The following is a 17,953-nucleotide window of genomic DNA, read 5'->3' as shown; positions in this document are numbered from 1 at the left end:
TCTTTTCGGAGTGGAGAAAACGATGCTGGATCGAAGCCATGCCGCATGCTAAACGATGAGTTCCATACAAAATATAAAAATAGGGCAAGGTGACTACCATGAATAAAAACATTCTGACATTAACGAAGTGGAATTTTAAGGCTAGCGACGAGACGGAGTGGCTTCCAGCCCAAGTGCCGGGCTGCGTTCACACAGATCTGCTGAGAAACGGCAAGATCCCGGATCCGTTCTACGGAACGAATGAGCATGATCTGCAGTGGATTGACAAGAAGGATTGGGAGTACGAAACGGTGGTTGAAATCGATCCGCAGCTACAGTCTCAAGCCAAGGTTGAGCTGGTATTCGAGGGCTTGGATACATATGCGGATGTGTACTTCAACGGGGTGAAGGTGCTGGAAGCGGATAATATGTTCCGCTCATGGCGCGTCGACGTAAAATCACTCGTCAAGGCGGACGGCAACGCCATCCGCATCCGGTTCCGCTCGCCGATCCAGGAGGATTTGCCGAAGCTGGAGAAGCTGGGATACCCGCTGCCGGCGAGCAATGATCAGTCCGAGCTTGGGGGACTGGGCGACCGGAAGGTCAGCATCTTTGCGCGGAAGGCGCCGTACCATTACGGCTGGGATTGGGGTCCGCGGTTCGTCACGAGCGGAATCTGGCGGGAGGCCCGCATCGAAGCCTGGTCGGAGGTGCGTCTGGATGATGTGTTCATCCGCCAGGATGAAATTACGGCCGTATCGGCACAATTGACGGCTGTGGCATCCATTGAGGCCGAGCAGGCGTGGCAGGGCAAGCTGCGCGTGTCGGCAGCCGGACAGGTATGGGAGAAGGAGGTCCAATTGGCGGAGGGCAGCAACACCGTCGAGCTGGAATTGGCCATTGCCGAGCCAAAGCTGTGGTGGTGCCGGGGATTGGGCGAAGCGCATCTGTATGATTTTCAAGTGGAGCTCGTCCGGGATCAGCACACTGCAGCGTCGTACCGGGTGAGAACCGGACTGCGCAGCGTCCGGCTCGTACGGGACAAGGACGAGAGAGGCACATCGTTCTATATTGAGCTGAACGGCACGCCGGTTTTCGCCAAGGGTGCAAACCATATCCCGAACGACAGCTTCATTACGGAAGTGACCGCTGAGCGTTATCGTCACGAGATTGCGTCCGCTGCGGAGTCCAATATGAATATGCTGCGCATTTGGGGCGGGGGCATTTATGAAGAAAAGGTATTCTATGACCTGTGCGATGAGTACGGCTTGATGGTATGGCAGGATTTCATGTTTGCTTGCAGCATGTATCCCGGGGATGAGGCGTTTTTGGAAAACGTACGGCTGGAAGCGGAGGAGAATATCGTCCGGCTGCGGAATCATCCGAGCATCGTGCTCTGGTGCGGCAATAATGAGATTGACTCTGCTTGGGCCCACTATGACGAGAACGCTGGATGGGGATGGAAGAAGGATTATACGCATGAGCAGCGCGAGCGGATTTGGGCCGACTATGAGGCCATTTTCCACCGGATTTTGCCGGAAGCGGTCGCAAGCTATGCGCCCGGCGCGGAATATTGGCCGTCATCGCCACTCGTATCGCTGAGCGGTGACAAGGATCAGCATGCCAATCCATCCACCACAAGCGGTGACATTCACTACTGGGGCGTTTGGCATAACACTGAACCGTTCGATAATTACAACGTGTATGTAGGACGCTTTATGAGCGAGTACGGCTTCCAGTCGTTCCCGGAGCCGAAGACGGTCCGCACTTATGCGGAGGAAGGCGACATGGAGCTGGAATCGAAGGTCATGCTGGCGCACCAGAAGAATGGGGCGGGCAACAGGCTCATCAAGAGCTACATGGAGCAGTATTATCATGAGCCGAAGGATTTTGAAGCATTCCTGCATATGAGCCAGATTCAACAGGGCGAAGCAATGAAAATGGCAATCGAGGCCCATCGCCGCAACAAACCGTACTGCATGGGTACCCTGTATTGGCAGATGAACGACTGCTGGCCGGTCGCTTCCTGGGCAGGCATGGACTACCTCGGAAGATGGAAGGCGCTGCAGTACGTGGCTAAGCGCAGCTTCCGGGACGTCAGCCTGTCGGTTGATTCCAGGGAACAGGAGGTCCGCGTTCATCTCGTCTCCGACGTGAACGAACCGGTTCGCGGAACGCTGCGCGTCCAGCTGTTCGATTTTGACGGTAAGGAGCTGTACGCTTCCGAACATCCGGTCGATGCGGAGGCGCAGGCATCCTTTGTGGCGTTCCGGGCGGCAGAAGACGGGCTTCTGCAAGGCCATGACCCGTCCCGGGTAGTGCTGCTGGCGCAGCTGCTTCAGGAGGATGACGTGCTCGACAGCAAAACCCATTACTTCGTGAACGACAAGGCGCTCCGCCTTCAACGCCCGAACATTCGCGTAAGCGAGGTTGATGGCAGCGGGGGTACCGCGTTCGTGCTGGAGAGTGACGTGCTGGCCCGTCATGTGTGGCTGTCCCAGGAGGAGGAAGGCTTCTACAGCGACAACTTCTTCGACCTGATTCCGGGCATTCCGGTGACGGTATCCTTTAACCGCAGAAATGCTGCCGGCGAAACGCCGTTCGTCACGGGCCGCCCGGGGCAGGTCGAGGTCCGATCAATGGCGGACTGCATCGATCCGGCGGCGGTCGTGTCGGTATAGTCAGCTACCTTCTTACCGCTACCAGAATTAAATTCATTCGCACGGATTATACGGATGATTCATTAGCAGCCTCGTTCGTAGTGCATATTAGTTGACAGCGATCAACAGTTAGGGTGAGGGATAACCGCTTCTCCAGCCATATAGGCGAGAGGAGCGGTTTTGTTTTTATACAGAACTTCTTTTGGTAATTACCGTGACGGAGAGATTGGTGGGTGTAAGTTTATTTATTGAATTTCTGAGTGAGCTCTGCTTCAGTCAGGTTCACTTCCTGAAAATCCGCTTTGATAGTATCGTCATTGGTAATTGCGACAACCCTATTGTTTTTCAATTGAAAAATATATGGTTCAATCATACCGTAATAACTTGAAGGACCTGACGGTGAAGGAGCTAATGCAAAGATATACTCACCATTCTTTGTTAAAGTAGCCTGTAAGGGAGTGGATTCTCCTTTGTAGTTTCCTCCAGGAACAGCGACATGAATTTTGCTATTCGGTGTGACATCCCCCTTTAAAACTTTGGTTACCTCAACAGCATAATCCGTTCCTGGAACACTGACGTTCTGGTCTTCTTTCGTCGGATCGACCGAATCCCGTCTAAGGTTTCGGGTTGTTCCCTTATCATCGATAATCTTCCCAATAACTACAACCGGGGAGGTTTCAATTGCTAGATCGATGTTATTTGCCGTGGCTCTTCTTACTTCTCCATTCGACGATCCGCTAACCTGTGCATAAACAAAGTAAACCAGAGTAGCAGCTACAAAAGCCGCCAAAATCGTTAGAGCGTAACTCTTTATTCTATTAACCAATTATATTCCCTCCCTTCCATTGATTAAGGATACATGGCATTAGCACCGTTAATGTCATCTTGTAGTGGTTTAGTATCGGTATAAAGTCCTGTTGCCCACATCACTGTTGGGGAAACCGTAGAGTGCCCTAGACCGATAAAGTGTCCGATTTCATGCAGTGCGGTATTAATCTGCAAATTCGTTTTGTTTAGCGGTCCGGAGTAATTATAGAACCACAAGTTGTTTAGACCTGCATCGCCGCTGCTAGCTTCTGAGGTAAAAGGTTTACAGTATAGATGGGCTCTACCCATATTCGATCCTTCTTCGTTATATATGCCGAAAATATTTGCAGTAAGTAAAGAATAATCATGTGACAGACCAACTTTGGTTGGTGTATCATTCCACCCAACGACAGCAGTGGCAAAAATGTTTCTGTAATCACTTGGCGTGTCCCCGATAAATTTATATTTAATGCTTCCGGGAGAACTCCATTTGCCGCACATGTTGTCTTTGTTGTTGTAAGCAAAAGCATAAGAACCTAACGTAAAAGATAGAACGATTAGGAAAACTAAGGCGTGCATTACTTTTGATTTAGTATTCACCGGATTTCCTCCCATCTGTTTAATTTTTGCGGATTATCACTGAAGAATCCGCTTAATGAAAACAGCAGAACCAAATGTTTCTGGGTTATGCTATTTCCCTGTATAATACAAAACGCTTTCTTTGGAAAAGGTTACGGTAATATTTCTCTAAAAAATGGGAAAAAACCAATGGACCTGAGCCAGGAGATGCTCATAGAAGCATTGGGATCAGGTAAATGCATGTGTTCTGAACATCAAAATGACAAAGACCCCGAAAAGGGGTCTTTGTCTTAGAGCTCGAATATGATATATGACTGTCCGCCTTCTAGAACAAAAAAAGGAGATGGCGTTCATATGAATAAATTCATGATGAAGCTTGCGGAGTGGATAAGTAATCCTAAACATGGGTTCACCGCTGCTTATGAAGGGGAACATTTCGTTTTTGGAGCGCGCCGCCCTGGATTTCCTTTTGCTCGTGTTTCCTCCGTGCTATTGCAAAGGTGGATTGCATTTATGCGGACACAAGGCATAATACGCGTCATTTGTTTATTACCCCCACGTCAATTAGCCGCTTATGAGGATCTGCTTCGAAGTTACCACCAGGAGTTTGGTAAAGATAACGTGCTTTGGGTTCCCGTTGAAGATTTCCAGCTGGTAGAAGAGGACCAACTTATTTATCGTATTTTACCATTTTTGGCGGAGTCAGAGCAGCTGCAACTGAAAACGGTCGTTCACTGCTCAGGTGGAGTAGGCCGGACAGGTCATGTTCTTGCTGCCTGGCTCGTAAGCTGTCGAGGAATGTCCAATGAGGAGGCGATTACGGCAGTAAAAAGACAAGGCAGAAATGCACGTGAATCAAGAGACAAAAGATTGGATGAGCTGCTTGATCGATGCAGGGATTCCTTTTCTTAACGAGGGTAAACGAAACTAAAAAACATCACCATACAATCGTTGAAAAGATGTAAGGCGACAACCATACATTTATTGAGGGGAAAGGATGATTGTATTCCTCAAAAATAATTGTTAATATAAGAACATAATGATGAGAGGACTGATGGATGGACAATGGTTAACTAATCTATATTTTTATTTGAGTTGAATAACTTCCAAATACAAAATATAGGGTTAGTCTATCCATTTCTATAAATCAGTGTACATGTCATGAATTTAATGGCAAACTACAAACTTATTTATGAAAATTAACGGCTAATCCTTCCATATCCATTTGGGAGGATTTTTTATTCTCTCATAGGGTAAGCTGTGATGTTTTAAAATCTAAATATAAAGGGGAGAGAGAAATGAGTAGTTCAGACACGATCGTTACGCATGTAATACTCCGTATAAGTCGTTAATATCCATCAAACTTATGCGGAGTATGAAAATAGATGGATTTACCGACTTTGTATACAGAAAGAAGTGCGATATACAAAGGAGGAATTTTTCATGTCAATGATAAAAGTTCAAGACTTAACGTTTTCTTATCCAGGCAGCTTTGACCATATTTTCGAAGGGGTAAACTTTCAAATCGATACCAATTGGAAGCTTGGCTTTATTGGAAGAAATGGGCGGGGCAAAACAACGTTCTTTCAGCTGTTATTAGGGAAGTATGAGTATAGCGGGAACATCCTTTCTTCGGTCGAATTTAATTATTTTCCTTATCCCGTTTCGGATCCTAACAAGTTAACTTATGAAGTTCTTGAAGAAATTTGTCCCCAAGCAGAGGATTGGGAGTTTCTTCGTGAAATATCCTATCTGAAAGTGGATGCCGAGGTCATGTACCGACCGTTCAAAACCTTATCCAATGGAGAACAAACCAAGGTATTGCTGGCGGGACTATTTTTGAATGAAGGCCAATTTTTATTGATTGATGAGCCAACGAATCATTTAGACACCGATGGACGAAAGGTTGTCTCTGATTATTTAAGGAAGAAAAAAGGGTTTATTCTAATCTCGCACGATCGAAGCTTCTTAGACGGATGCGTTGACCACATCTTGTCGATCAATCGAGCGAATATCGAGGTTCAAAGCGGCAACTATTCTTCATGGAAGTTAAATTTTGATAGGCAGCAGGAACACGAAGAGGTAATCAATCAGCGTCTGCAAAAGGACATCGGGCGGTTAAAGGAGTCTTCGAAGCGTTCAGCAAATTGGTCTAACCAAGTGGAAGCCTCCAAAAACGGGACAACGAATTCGGGTTCTAAACTCGACAAGGGTTTTGTAGGCCATAAAGCGGCGAAGATGATGAAGAGGGCAAAGAGCATTGAGTCAAGGCAGCAAAAGGCGATTGAGGAAAAGTCCAAGCTGCTAAAAAATGTGGAGAAAACCGAGCCGTTAAAATTAGAACCATTGGAATTTCAGTCAAAAGAATTGATCGTTTTGGCTGACTTGTCAGTGATGTACGATGATCAAATCGTCAATAAACCCGTTAGCTTCACGGTTGAACAAGGTGATCGCATCATACTTGATGGAAAGAATGGAAGCGGCAAAAGCAGTATCCTCAAACTAATATTGGGGAATGAGATACAGCATACAGGCTCAATCAAACGGGGGTCTGGACTTATCATTTCCTATGTCGAACAGGATACTTCTCATCTAAAGGGGCAGTTATCGGACTTTATAGAAGAACATGAGATTGATGAATCCTTGTTTAAATCCATCTTACGCAAGATGGACTTTGACCGAATCCAATTTGAGAAGGATATCTCCCATTATTCCGGCGGGCAGAAGAAAAAGCTTCTTATAGCCAAAAGTTTGTGTGAACGGGCTCATGTCTACATTTGGGATGAACCGTTAAATTTTATTGATCTGTATTCGCGCATGCAGCTTGAAGAACTAATTCAACAATTTAATCCCACCATGATTATGGTGGAGCATGATCAGGCATTTCAACAATCAGTTGCAACCAAAATGATATCTGTGTAGTTGAATACGAAGAATGGAAGGACATTACATGTTTAGCGACAACTATGTAATGTCCTTTTTCGTTTTTCAATGTTCCAGGCGGGGGAATCATTCCACCCACAACTTTTTCCATCGGCCCCCTAAACAGTATCACTTTTTGACATGATTAAAAGTTATTATAAAGTCAACAAAAGCGATAAGACAATTCAAGCGAAGCTAAAGAAAAGGAAGGGATTAAAAATGGCAAACTACAGTATTGCGGAAAAGGACAGCTTTATCGTAGTAGGGATCGGAACCGAGCTTCAAAGCGATTATACGGATTATGCCGGTATCAACAAGGAAAAGGCAGATTTCTGGGAGGAAGTACAGCAGGACGGAAGGCTGGATGCATTAAAGGCGGCAGCCGCGAATGAATACTTGTTTGCCGTGAACGAAGCGGTGAATAACAAGATGATGTATTATGCTGGCGTCATGACCGATGAAGCTCTACCCGAAGCAACCCGGGTCATTCAATTTCCTAAAGGGGAATATCTCGTTGTAAAAGGGGAAGGGAAGACGGCAGATGAGTTGAATCATATGCTAACTGGCATTGCTTTCGGGCAAGTCTTGCCGGAGGCAAAGGATATCGCCTATGTTGGCGGACCGAACGCCACGGTTGAGATGGGGGAGCGAAACGGATTGGTATTTGGTGAAATGTGGATTCCTGTTGTTAGGAAGTAATGCTTTCGATGCGAGTTTTGCTCGAAGTCGGTTCAAAGAAGTGCCTCACACAAAACTAAGTCTACGCTTTCGATGCGAGTTTTGCTCGAAGTAGTTCGAAGTAGTAACGCTCACAAAACTAAGTTTACGCTTTCGATGCGAGTTTTGCTCGAAGTCGATTCAAGAAGTACCTCACACAAAACTAAGTCTACGCTTTCGATGCGAGTTTTGCTCGAAGTAGTTCGAAGTAGTAACACTCACAAAACTTTGAGGAGAGATGAACATGTCCCATATCGTTGATTTCAAAAATGTATCCACCGCCGGTTTAGAATCTTCACCCGTAGCCGAAGCACTCGCTGGTTTACGAGCCAATGAAGCCCGTTATTTTATGAACAAATATAAGCATGAATTTACGGTTGTACCCGCCAGCGAGAGCCAAGAGGCCCTGGATTACGTGAACCGCATTTTGAAAAAGGAACGTGATATAGAGATTGCGGCCAAACCATTGGAAACATCGCGGTTCCAAGTGGAAAATATCCAATTTACCTATGTTTTTTATGAGGATGGGCTTGCGCTCAATGTCATGTATACGGTTGATGATCCTAAGAAGCGTGCCGTTGGTTTTAAGCTTTCTGAGGGGATGGAGGTACCCGAGGAGCTGGAAGGGAAGTTTAAATTTGCAAGGCAAAAATCAAAATTAGCTGGTACGATTCGTGGCTCGTTTTTTGTAATCAAGAGAGAATATAGCTATGAGGAGGAATCGAAATGAGTAAGCTGATCAGTGCGGAAACAACAATGAAAGGTAATACCCAACCCCGTGGAAGGAAGGTTGCTTATTGGTCGGTCACCATCCTACTCGCAGCAGCTATTACGTTAAGTGGTATCGGCCAGCTGATGCAATTAGGAGGAAATGTCGAATTAGTGACGAAGCTGGGGTACCCATTATACGTAATGACCATTCTCGGGATTTGGAAAGTGCTTGGAGCGATTGCGCTCGTCGTGCCAGGTTTACCGCGACTTAAAGAATGGGCTCATGCCGGTATCTTCTTTTTAATGACGGGTGCGGCATTATCGCATGCATTTGCCAACGACTATGGGGATTACGGGTTTAATTTTATCCTCCCCCTTGCCTATGCTGCATTAAATATCTGCTCGTGGGCGCTGCAGCCATCGAAGAGCCGCTTATCTTAAAGGATGGTAAATATCACGGACGGCTTCCCCTTCGTATCACCAATAGATTTTTAAATCCAAGAAAATCTATTGGTGAAGGGGGGGATATCAGAACAAAACTACGACAATAAGATATGACAGCAGAGCCGCATAACTGCGGCTTTTATGGGTTTAAGCAGCCAAGTTTTTGATCGAACTCATTAGCCAGCGGGTAGGTATATTCATTTAATCCGGTAACGGACATCTCCTAGTCGGAGACTAACTTTCCGTCATGGGTCTTGGACCTGTTCGCTAAGGACGTCAAAGGTTAGGCCATCAATGTTCGAGTGGCCACTTTCAAGTTGTCTTCAGTAATAGCCTAAGTGCTAATGGATTGGAGTAGTCTTTTAAGAAGGTATAAACGTTTTGCTTTCCTGTGCAAAAACAGAGCGATATCAAATTTGAATCGGTCTGTTTTTATACCATTACCCGGGAAATTGAGGAAGAAGATCACAATCTTCGAGTCGGACTGCCGGTTCATGTCGAAAAAGTGATGGGTTAGGGGAAGGGCAAAAGACTTCTAGTGCTGCATTTTTGTCTGCAACCAACGTTTGTGAAGCTCCATGCTTCAGGGTCAATATGATTCTACGAAGAAGTAACTGATTATACTCAGCAGGTACAATGCAATAATGATGCAGATTACGATCAGGGTTGATTTTTTCATAGGGGATTCTCCTTGGCAGGTATTAATAAAAAGAGACTGGCCGAGCTGATGCCTCCACAATATTGCCTACTCTCGCACTTTTATCGAGAGCTAGGGAAGGAATCAGTGCAGTATTTACAGAGCATTTGAGCAAACTCCAATGGAACAGCCCTCATGGAAATGAGCTACCATGGAGCCGGCTATCTTCTGACAGAGTCGTCTCGCTATATGCGAGGCTAACCTGTATTTACACATGGAGAAGGTCCCACAAACATCCTTCCTGAAAAAAGGGTCTACTAGTATTGAGATGACTAACTTCTCAACGATTTTATTCCTCTTCCCCTATAGGAAGGGGGAGAGTAGCCTTTGCGTTCTTACGATCCATTGCTGGAAGTGGGGAAAGGGATTAGCACCTTCTGCGGGCAGAGCAACGCAGCAGTGCTCTCGGGATCCCTGGATAGCCTAAGCGCAGCAGGCGGAAAGTTGCAGGAGAAGCTTCAGCGGAGCAGGCGGAATGTTCCAGGAGAAGCGTCAGCGGTCGCCTTTGTCTCCAGATTTCTACAATAGCTATTGCAAGTTCAAAGAAATCTGGAGACAAGAGGGATCGGAGGGAACATCCGCATGCGGAGCGATGCAGTACTGGGAGCAACATCCGCATACGCAGCGATGCAATACTTGGAGAAACATCCGCAGGCGAGCCAAGCTGGTTTTATTATTGAGACAACTAACTTCTCAACGATTATTCCATTCCTCCCACCTGTAGTAAGGGCGAGAGTAGCCTTTGCGTTCTTACGATCCATTGCTGGAAGTGGGGAAAGGGATTAGCACCTTCTGCGGGCAGAGCAACGCAGCAGTGCTCTCTCGGGATCCCTGAATAGCCTCGGCGCAGCAGGCGGAAAGTTGCAGGAGAAGCGTCAGCGGAGCAGGCGGAATGTTCCAGTAGAAGCGTCAGCGTTCGCCTTTGTCTCCGGATTTCTACGATGGCTATAACTAGTTCAAGGAAATCTGGAGACAAGAGGGATCGGAGGGAACATCCGCATGCGGAGCGGTGTAATACTTGCAGAAACATCCGGAAGCGGAGCGATGCTTATTTATGTTGGAGGCAACCGCATGCAAAGCGATGCCGAACCGTAGCGATGCTACAAGGCCCGTTCTCCTAACCCCGGCACAAAAAAGACGACACCAGCAACAGCTAGTGTCGTCCTTCCCACTTTAAAATTACTTGCTCGCCTTATAAGCAGCCAAGTATTCCTTCACCTTCGCCGGATCCGCTACGAGCTCGTTGCCGGTTTTGACGATCGGGCTCACGGTGGAGTAGGCTTTGATTTTGTTATTGTTGTAGTACGCAAGAATTTCATCCTGGTTGATCGAGTAGAGCACCGCTCTTCTCAGATCTTCGCTGCTTGCCACATCGCGATTCTTCGTATTGAAGAGCAGGTAAGATACCGCGTTGCTCTCAATGGTTTGCAGCTTCAGCTTGCTGTCGCCCTTCACAACGTCGTACTTCGTTTCAGGCACGCCGTAGTAGAGGTGAATCTCGCCGCTGCGCAGCGCGGAGAGCGTGCTGTCGGCGTCCTTGATGAAGCGCACTTTCACTTGCTCGATTTTCGGCTCATGCTCCGTACCCTTCATGTAACCAGGGTTTTTGTAGAAGATGGCCTCGTAATCGTTCTTGTAGGACAAGATGTAAGGACCGCTTGCAAACAGCGTATTGTTGTATTTGTCGCCTTCCGTTACCGTGTTTTGGTCACCGTAAGGGATGTCTTTGTTCACATCGAATTTCTCGACGTCATAGGTGTTGATGGATTCAACTTGTTTCTTCGACACGATCCCTGCGGATTGGTGAGCCAGGTAGTTCAGAACTTGCGGGAACGGCTCAGTGGTCGTCAATTTGATGACCTGATATTTGCCGTCCTTGGTGCTGGCCTGGTTTTTGTCGCTGACCAGGGAAGTGATTTTGGTGTCGAGGCCTTTCTCCAGCGCTTCTTTCACGCTTTCGCCGCCACCGGACACTTTCGTGTTCTCCAGTACGCTCAGATCCGTGACCGCTTCAACGGTATTGATGTGCTCGTGAAGGGTGTAGGTACGGTGATCCGGCACGGAGTTTTTGTCCTTCGCACGGTTCATCGAGAAGATGACATCGTCTGCGCCAACGCGCTCGCCGGAGTCAACGGCTTTTTTATCCGTGATTTTGGCGAAGTTGATATCGTCGCGAAGAATGAAATAGTACTCCGAGTTGCCTTCCGCAATGGCATGGTTATAAGACAGAGAGCCTTCGGACGTGATTTTGTCGTCATCGGTCAGGTTGATCAGACGGACGTTCATGTTGGTGTTGATGATATTGATGGAACCGTCGTTTCCTTTGATCGGGTCAAGGGAAGTCAATTCGGAAATCGATTGGGACAAAATAAGCGGCTGCGTTGCGCGCTTCGACTGGTCTTTGAAATCAACGGCTTCCCATGGCAGGGAGCGGGATTTCGACAGACGGACGGAGTTCTCGTCAAGAACGTCCTTGTTGAACGCCTGGCTCTTCAGAGAGATGTAAAGCGGCGCGATATAGGCTTTTTCCGTCACGAGGCGATCCTCGAGTTTTTTATAAGTGGCAACAGCCTCTTCCGGCGTTTGGGTAGCGGCTTCGTCAATCAGCTTGTCCACTTCTTCATCGGACATAATGCTGTAGTCGCCGCCGGTTTTGAACAAGGAACGAACGGCATAGTCCGGGTTACCGGTAACCGTCGTCCAGCTGGACAGCGCGATATCGTAGTTGCCGGCATCCTGCTGGGCTTTGAAGCTGCCGTAATCAGGCTGAAGATTCAGCTTCACGTTGAAGCCGTTTTTGGTCAGCTGGTCACGGATGATATTGACATCGGATTCGTTAGAGCTCATACCGAGCAGCTCAATCGTCACCGCCGAAGCGTCCGTGGACGAATCCGCTGGTTCTTGTTGGTTTTGCTGCTGTGCGTCCTCTTTGGTTTTTACGTTGCATCCTGCCAGTACGATGACGAGCGAGAGGAACAGCAACAGCAAGGAACTCTTTTTCATGGTGATTCCCTCCTGAGTGATATATATATAAATTTGTTTGAAACCGTTAATTGGGTACTGCTAAGGCCGTCAGGCTAGTCCAGCTTCGGATCGAGCGCATCCCGCAGTCCGTCCCCCAAGAAGTTGAAGGACAGCACGAGGGCAATGATGGCAAGACCCGGATAAATCGCCAGGTAGGAGTTGGTCTCCAGATACGTGCTTCCGATTTTGAGGATATTTCCCCATTCCGGAATATGAGGCTCTACCCCAAGGCCCAGGTAACTCAAACTGCTTGTCGAGATGACCGCCGCACCGATGGTCAACGTCGATTTGACGATCATAGGCGCAAGGGAGTTCGGAACGATATGCTTGAAAATTATCGAAAAATTGCTGGAGCCGAAGGCTCTGGCCGCATCCACGTATTCATACGTGGAGACCAGCATGACATTCGCCCGCATCGTTCGGGCATAGGTCGGGATGGCCCCTACGCTAAGCGCAAGAATAAGGTTGACCGTATTCGCGCCGAATGCCGCGATGATCGCGATGGCGAGCAGGATGCCCGGTATCGCATACAGCACGTCAAGAAGCCGCATGATGATGTTGTCCGTCTGACGGCCGTAATAGCCGGATATGGCTCCAAGGATCCCGCCGATAATCACCGGGATGAGGGTGGATGCGAATCCGACGATCAGCGAGATTCGGGCGCCGAACACGATCCGGGAGAATAAGTCCCGCCCGAAATTGTCGGTGCCGAACGGATACTCCAGACTAGGCGGCAGCAGGATCGCGCTGTAATTGTTGTCGATCGCGATGCTGTAATCAAAGGTGAATACGCTGCATACCGACAGGCAGAACAGAAAGATGACAAAGAACAAACCGGCCATCGCCGTCGAGTTGGCAGTCAGCTTGATCCATACGTCGCTCCAGCGCGTCATCGCCGGATTGCCATTCTTGCGGATTTTTGCCAGCAGGTTAATCCCGAGCACCAGTGCAAAAATGTTGCCGGTTGCCGCTGTAACAATAATCGGCAGCGCGAGCCACACAAGCTTCGGATGCGCATAGTGGCTCGTAACGAACTTAGCAACCAAAAGCAGTGCGATCAGTTGAAGGATTGCAACCACGACGAGGATGAACATCGCCGGTAGAAAAGTGTTCGATACATAAGGCTTGAACAAATTGAGCGCCGAGATAGCGATGACATAGAGCTGGGTTAGCAGCATGTACACCGCAATGGTGTACTCGGGAGGCTTCTGCTGTTTGACGAGGTTAAAACCGAACGTAACGGTAAACAGATTCCCGGTTATGATGCTTAGCAGCTGGATGTATCCGAGCAATCGGGTTGATCGCCTGATGTCCCCGGTCCGAAGAAGGTCCCGCCGGATCAGGAGCGTAATAATCATCTGAACGATCGTAAATAGGGCATACGCAGCAAAGGCGGTAAATACCCAAGGCTTCAAGGCGCCTCCAGCGAAATCAAAGCTGTTCAGCAGCAGGATCACGGACAGAGTCAATGATATAACCCATGTGAAGCTGGCTTGACGGTACTCCGGTGATGATTTCAGCTGGTGTGCAGTGCCTTGCTTAGATTGTAGCTTCTTGATCATGAGTACACCTGCTTTAGTATTGTTTCATCTTGGATCGGATCCGTGGATCGAAGAACGCGTACAAGATATCGATAATGACGTTCACCAGCGATATGGTGATGGCGGTATAAACGACGCCGCCCATAATGGCCGGTATATCAGGGATGAATTGCTTGTCCACGATGTAGCTCCCGATACCGCTAATGTTGAATACCTTTTCCGTAACGGCCGAGCCGCCCATCATGCCCCCGAACTGGAGACCAATGACGGTGATGATCGGAATAATGGCATTGCGGACCGCATGCTTCATGAGAATCGTCTGTTTTCCGAGCCCCTTCGCTCTGGCCGTGATCATATAATCTTCATGGATGACCTCAAGCGTCGAGGAGCGCGTCATTCTGGCTACGGAAGCGGTAAGTCCCGTACCGAGCACAATAACCGGCATCACGATGGACAGCCAATTCTCCGGGTTGAAGGTTGCCGGCAGCCACTGCAGCTTAATCGAGAAATTCAGGATAAGGATTAATCCTTGCCAAAAGTTCGGGATAGACAATCCGATCAGCGCAACGAACATGAACGTATAATCGAAGAACGAGTTCGGTCTGGTTGCCGAAATAATGCCGATCGGCAGCGCGATCGCAATCGCAATAATGAGCGAGATGACGGTCAGCGTCAGCGTGATCGGGAATTTTCGGGCGATGCTGTTCGTAATATCCTCGTTGCCCGAGAACGATTTGCCAAGATCGAAGTAGGCAATGCCCTTGATGTTGTTCCACAGCTGCGTCAGATAGCCTTGATCGAGACCGTGCATTTTATTGAAGGCCGCGATCTGCTCCGGCGTTGCCGTCTCTCCTAAAATATTGGCTGCAGGATTGAACGGCGACAAGTACAGGATGGTAAATACGAGAACCGCTACCCCGAAGATGACGAGAATCGTCATCGCAAGCCGTTCCACAATATATTTCAGATAGGGACTGCGATATAAAAATATAAGAATATACATCAGCAGACCCGGGATCAGTGATATAATGAAGAATAACGGATTGGCGATCAGTCGGTCGAACGTATCGGCCATGGTCAAACGCTTCTTATTATTTAATAGAAGCTCCTTGGTCGTCCGGTCACGGAGCTCCTCCTTAAACCGGGCCTGTGCGATTCGTTCAACTTCCTGCTGGAGCTGCTGCTCGCTGATCTTCTGGTTGAAGAACTCATGCTTGCGCTTCTGCTGCTGGGCAATCTCGCCCTGGAGGGCTTCCAAATACCCGGATGCAAGCATCGCGCTGCGAATGCGGTTCTCAGCGGCTGTATAGTCGTCCTTCCTTCGCTGAACCAAATAAAAGAGGAAGACCACGAGATTAACGGGTGCTCCCAATAATAATAGTAAGTATTTATAAGAAGGATTCAGAAGGATCTTATGATAAGTGGTGCTTATCGAACCTATGAGTCCGCCTCTTCTAGCTGCTTCCGTCCCCCCCATAAGGTGTCTTTCCTCCTTGTTTCTAAATTGCATTATTCCGAGCGATATAGTATATTTTATTTTGAGATATATTAAAAGTCAATAGATTATTAGCGTCTTACGCGATGACATAATGCATATGGCAGGTGAGGAAGTTGGAACCGATCTTACAGGTTAAAAATTTGAGCGTCGCCTTTCAATCCCGGGATACCGAATTCCATGCGGTGCGCGGCGTCAGCTTCGAGGTGCGTAAAGGAGAGACGCTCGGCATCGTTGGGGAGTCCGGAAGCGGCAAAAGCGTGACCGCTCGCTCGATCATGCGTCTTCTGCCATCCCCGCCTTCTTATATGAAGGATGGGGAAATCCTGTTTCTCGGCCAAAACCTGGCAGAGAAGACGGAGAAGGAAATGGAGAGTATCCGCGGGCGCGATATCGGCATGATTTTTCAGGATCCGATGACCTCGCTCAATCCGACCATTCGAATCGGCGAGCAAATCTCCGAAGGCTTGGTGAAGCATCTGAAGCTGTCCAAGCAGGAAGCGAAGCAGCAAGCGCTGGAGATGCTGAAGCTCGTTGGCATCCCGAACAGCGAAGCCCGGTATAATCAGTACCCGCACGAATTTTCCGGCGGCATGCGCCAGCGGGTCATGATCGCCATCGCCCTGGCGTGCCATCCGGCGCTGCTGATCGCCGATGAGCCGACAACGGCGCTCGATGTAACCATTCAGGCGCAGATCCTGAATTTGATGAAAAATATGCAGGAGCGTTTCGGCTCCTCGATTATTTTAATTACACATGATCTCGGCGTCGTTGCCGGGATGTGCGACCGCGTGGTTGTCATGAAGGACGGCGTTATTGTCGAGACGGGAACGACGGAGGAGATTTTCGAGAATCCTCAGCATCCCTACACCCTGAAGCTGCTCAACGCGCTGCCTCGACTGGACGAGAAGAAGAAGCCGAAGCCGGCCCCTCTGATCGTTCCCGGTACGGATTACAAGGGACCGCTGCTTGAGGTGAAGTCGCTGAAGCAGTATTTTGACATGGGAAAAGGCAAGGTTTTAAAGGCCGTGAACGATATCAGCTTCCATATCCAGGCGGGTGAAACGCTCGGCGTTGTCGGGGAGTCCGGCAGCGGCAAATCGACGACGGGACGAGCCATCCTGCGTCTTCATCAGCCGACGGGTGGCGAGGTGCTGTATCAGGGCATGTCGGTGAACCGGCTGTCGGCTTCGGAGATGAAGGCGATGCGGCGCCATATGCAGATGATCTTCCAGGATCCGTATGCGTCGCTGAACCCACGGCTTAAGGTTCTCGATATTATCGGTGAAGCGCTGGATGTCCACAAGCTGAGCGGCAGCAAGCAGGAACGCAAGAAGCGGGTCGAGGAGCTGCTCGATATGGTTGGTCTGGATCCTTCGTTCGCGACGCGGTATCCGCATGAGTTTTCCGGCGGGCAGCGTCAGCGGATCGGCATTGCCCGGGCGCTGGCGGTAGAGCCGAAATTCATCGTCTGCGACGAGCCCTTGTCGGCGCTGGATGTGTCGATTCAATCCCAGATCGTGAAGCTGCTGGAGGAGCTCCAGCATCGATTGGGCCTGACCTATCTGTTCATTGCCCATGACCTGTCCATGGTGAAGCATATCAGCGACCGCGTCGCGGTGATGTATATGGGGAAAATCGTGGAGCTTGCGGAGAGCGAGGAGCTGTACTCCAACCCGCAGCATGAATATACGAAGTCGCTGCTGGCTGCCATTCCGGTGCCTGATCCGAAGATCGAATCGAAGAAAAAGCGGGTAATGCTCGAAGAGCGGACCGGCGAGGATAAGTACAATCTGGAGCATTCGGAGCTGGTGGAGGTTTCGGAAGGCCACTGGGTGGCTATGCCGACCGGGGCTTGACGGTTTGCGGGTTTCCTGAGGCATTCGAGCGCATTGCTCTTGTGAACAGCTTTTGTGAACAGCATTTTGTGAACATATAAATCGTGAACAGCCTCTTCCGGCGGGTTTTGCTGGGAGAGGCTTTTTTGATATACGCTACGTATCTTTTAATACTAATAATGAAGTGCTGCAGCTGCTCATTGAGCAGGCTTCTCCGATGAATTTCTTGAATAAACGGTTAAGTGAATCTCTTAAATAAGCGGTTAAGGAGGGCCCCGGCGTGGCCAGTCTGTCCTGCGTTATATTAGAGTTGCTTACGAGGGCTCGGCGTTGCTGTGCGGCTGTCTAGGGCTGGTGGGGAATTTGGTAATCGGGAGAAGCGCCGGTGTGGCATTTTCGCGGCCTTTCCCTCGATTTCTTGTGATGCCTGATTGCATTCTTTGGGATTTGGTGTATTGAGATTGTATCTTTAACGGCGACCGCGGAAGGCCTTCGTCGATCGTTGCTCGGTATCACATGAAGGTGGTCTAGAGCTGCTG

Annotated in this window: 12 protein-coding genes; 7 read left to right on the top strand and 5 right to left on the bottom strand. The window is 48.8% G+C overall.

Annotated features, from left to right (window positions below; translation table 11 throughout):
• Positions 1-98: 98 nt before the first annotated feature.
• Positions 99-2,660: a beta-mannosidase gene (locus tag MKX76_RS16580; RefSeq protein WP_007131561.1), complete on the top strand. Its 2,562-nt coding sequence runs from the start codon at positions 99-101 to the stop codon at positions 2,658-2,660.
• Positions 2,661-2,880: 220 nt separating this feature from the next.
• Here the strand turns inward: MKX76_RS16580 and MKX76_RS16575 are convergent, their stop codons facing one another.
• Both MKX76_RS16575 and MKX76_RS16570 read right to left on the bottom strand, forming a co-directional pair.
• Positions 2,881-3,465 (bottom strand): hypothetical protein, encoded by a 585-nt coding sequence (locus MKX76_RS16575; protein ID WP_007131562.1) that lies wholly within the window; start codon positions 3,463-3,465, stop codon positions 2,881-2,883.
• A 23-nt stretch (positions 3,466-3,488) separates the two neighbouring features.
• Positions 3,489-4,046 carry a matrixin family metalloprotease gene (locus tag MKX76_RS16570; RefSeq protein WP_007131563.1) on the bottom strand — a complete coding sequence of 186 codons (558 nt, stop codon included), beginning with the start codon at positions 4,044-4,046 and terminating at the stop codon, positions 3,489-3,491.
• A 333-nt stretch (positions 4,047-4,379) separates the two neighbouring features.
• Here MKX76_RS16570 and MKX76_RS16565 point away from each other — a divergent pair, with 333 nt between their 5' ends.
• From MKX76_RS16565 to MKX76_RS16545, 5 genes are all read left to right on the top strand, one after another.
• The gene (locus tag MKX76_RS16565) at positions 4,380-4,937 is read left to right on the top strand and encodes a protein-tyrosine phosphatase family protein (protein WP_007131564.1); all 558 of its coding nucleotides are present in this window, start codon (positions 4,380-4,382) and stop codon (positions 4,935-4,937) included.
• A 531-nt stretch (positions 4,938-5,468) separates the two neighbouring features.
• Positions 5,469-6,947: an Lsa family ABC-F type ribosomal protection protein gene (locus MKX76_RS16560; RefSeq protein WP_007131565.1), complete on the top strand. Its 1,479-nt coding sequence runs from the start codon at positions 5,469-5,471 to the stop codon at positions 6,945-6,947.
• Positions 6,948-7,166: 219 nt separating this feature from the next.
• Positions 7,167-7,646, top strand: a complete 480-nt coding sequence (locus tag MKX76_RS16555; RefSeq protein ID WP_040739768.1) for a GyrI-like domain-containing protein — start codon at positions 7,167-7,169, stop codon at positions 7,644-7,646.
• 262 nt (positions 7,647-7,908) lie between these two features.
• The gene (locus MKX76_RS16550) at positions 7,909-8,394 is read left to right on the top strand and encodes a hypothetical protein (protein ID WP_007131567.1); all 486 of its coding nucleotides are present in this window, start codon (positions 7,909-7,911) and stop codon (positions 8,392-8,394) included.
• A complete protein-coding gene (locus MKX76_RS16545; protein WP_007131568.1) occupies positions 8,391-8,816 on the top strand; it encodes a DoxX family protein in 426 nt (141 codons plus the stop codon). The genes MKX76_RS16550 and MKX76_RS16545 overlap by 4 nt, the downstream gene beginning before the upstream one ends.
• Positions 8,817-10,695: 1,879 nt before the next feature.
• Here the strand turns inward: MKX76_RS16545 and MKX76_RS16540 are convergent.
• The 3 genes from MKX76_RS16540 to MKX76_RS16530 form a co-directional block, all read right to left on the bottom strand.
• On the bottom strand, positions 10,696-12,519 hold the full coding sequence (locus MKX76_RS16540; RefSeq protein WP_028407038.1) for an ABC transporter substrate-binding protein: 1,824 nt from the start codon (positions 12,517-12,519) through the stop codon (positions 10,696-10,698).
• A gap of 74 nt (positions 12,520-12,593) precedes the next feature.
• Positions 12,594-14,102 carry an ABC transporter permease gene (locus MKX76_RS16535; protein WP_340901355.1) on the bottom strand — a complete coding sequence of 503 codons (1,509 nt, stop codon included), beginning with the start codon at positions 14,100-14,102 and terminating at the stop codon, positions 12,594-12,596.
• Positions 14,103-14,115: 13 nt separating this feature from the next.
• Positions 14,116-15,558 carry an ABC transporter permease subunit gene (locus MKX76_RS16530; RefSeq protein WP_028407036.1) on the bottom strand — a complete coding sequence of 481 codons (1,443 nt, stop codon included), beginning with the start codon at positions 15,556-15,558 and terminating at the stop codon, positions 14,116-14,118.
• A 134-nt stretch (positions 15,559-15,692) separates the two neighbouring features.
• Here MKX76_RS16530 and MKX76_RS16525 point away from each other — a divergent pair, with 134 nt between their 5' ends.
• Positions 15,693-17,435, top strand: a complete 1,743-nt coding sequence (locus MKX76_RS16525) for an ABC transporter ATP-binding protein (protein ID WP_028407035.1) — start codon at positions 15,693-15,695, stop codon at positions 17,433-17,435.
• The last annotated feature ends 518 nt before the right edge of the window (positions 17,436-17,953 follow it).

This window comes from Paenibacillus sp. FSL R5-0810 (assembly GCF_038002285.1).
Taxonomy (GTDB): Bacteria; Bacillota; Bacilli; order Paenibacillales; family Paenibacillaceae; genus Paenibacillus_AQ; species Paenibacillus_AQ lactis.
Note: the sequence above shows the minus strand (reverse complement) of the source record. Positions and strands in the feature narration are given on the sequence as shown.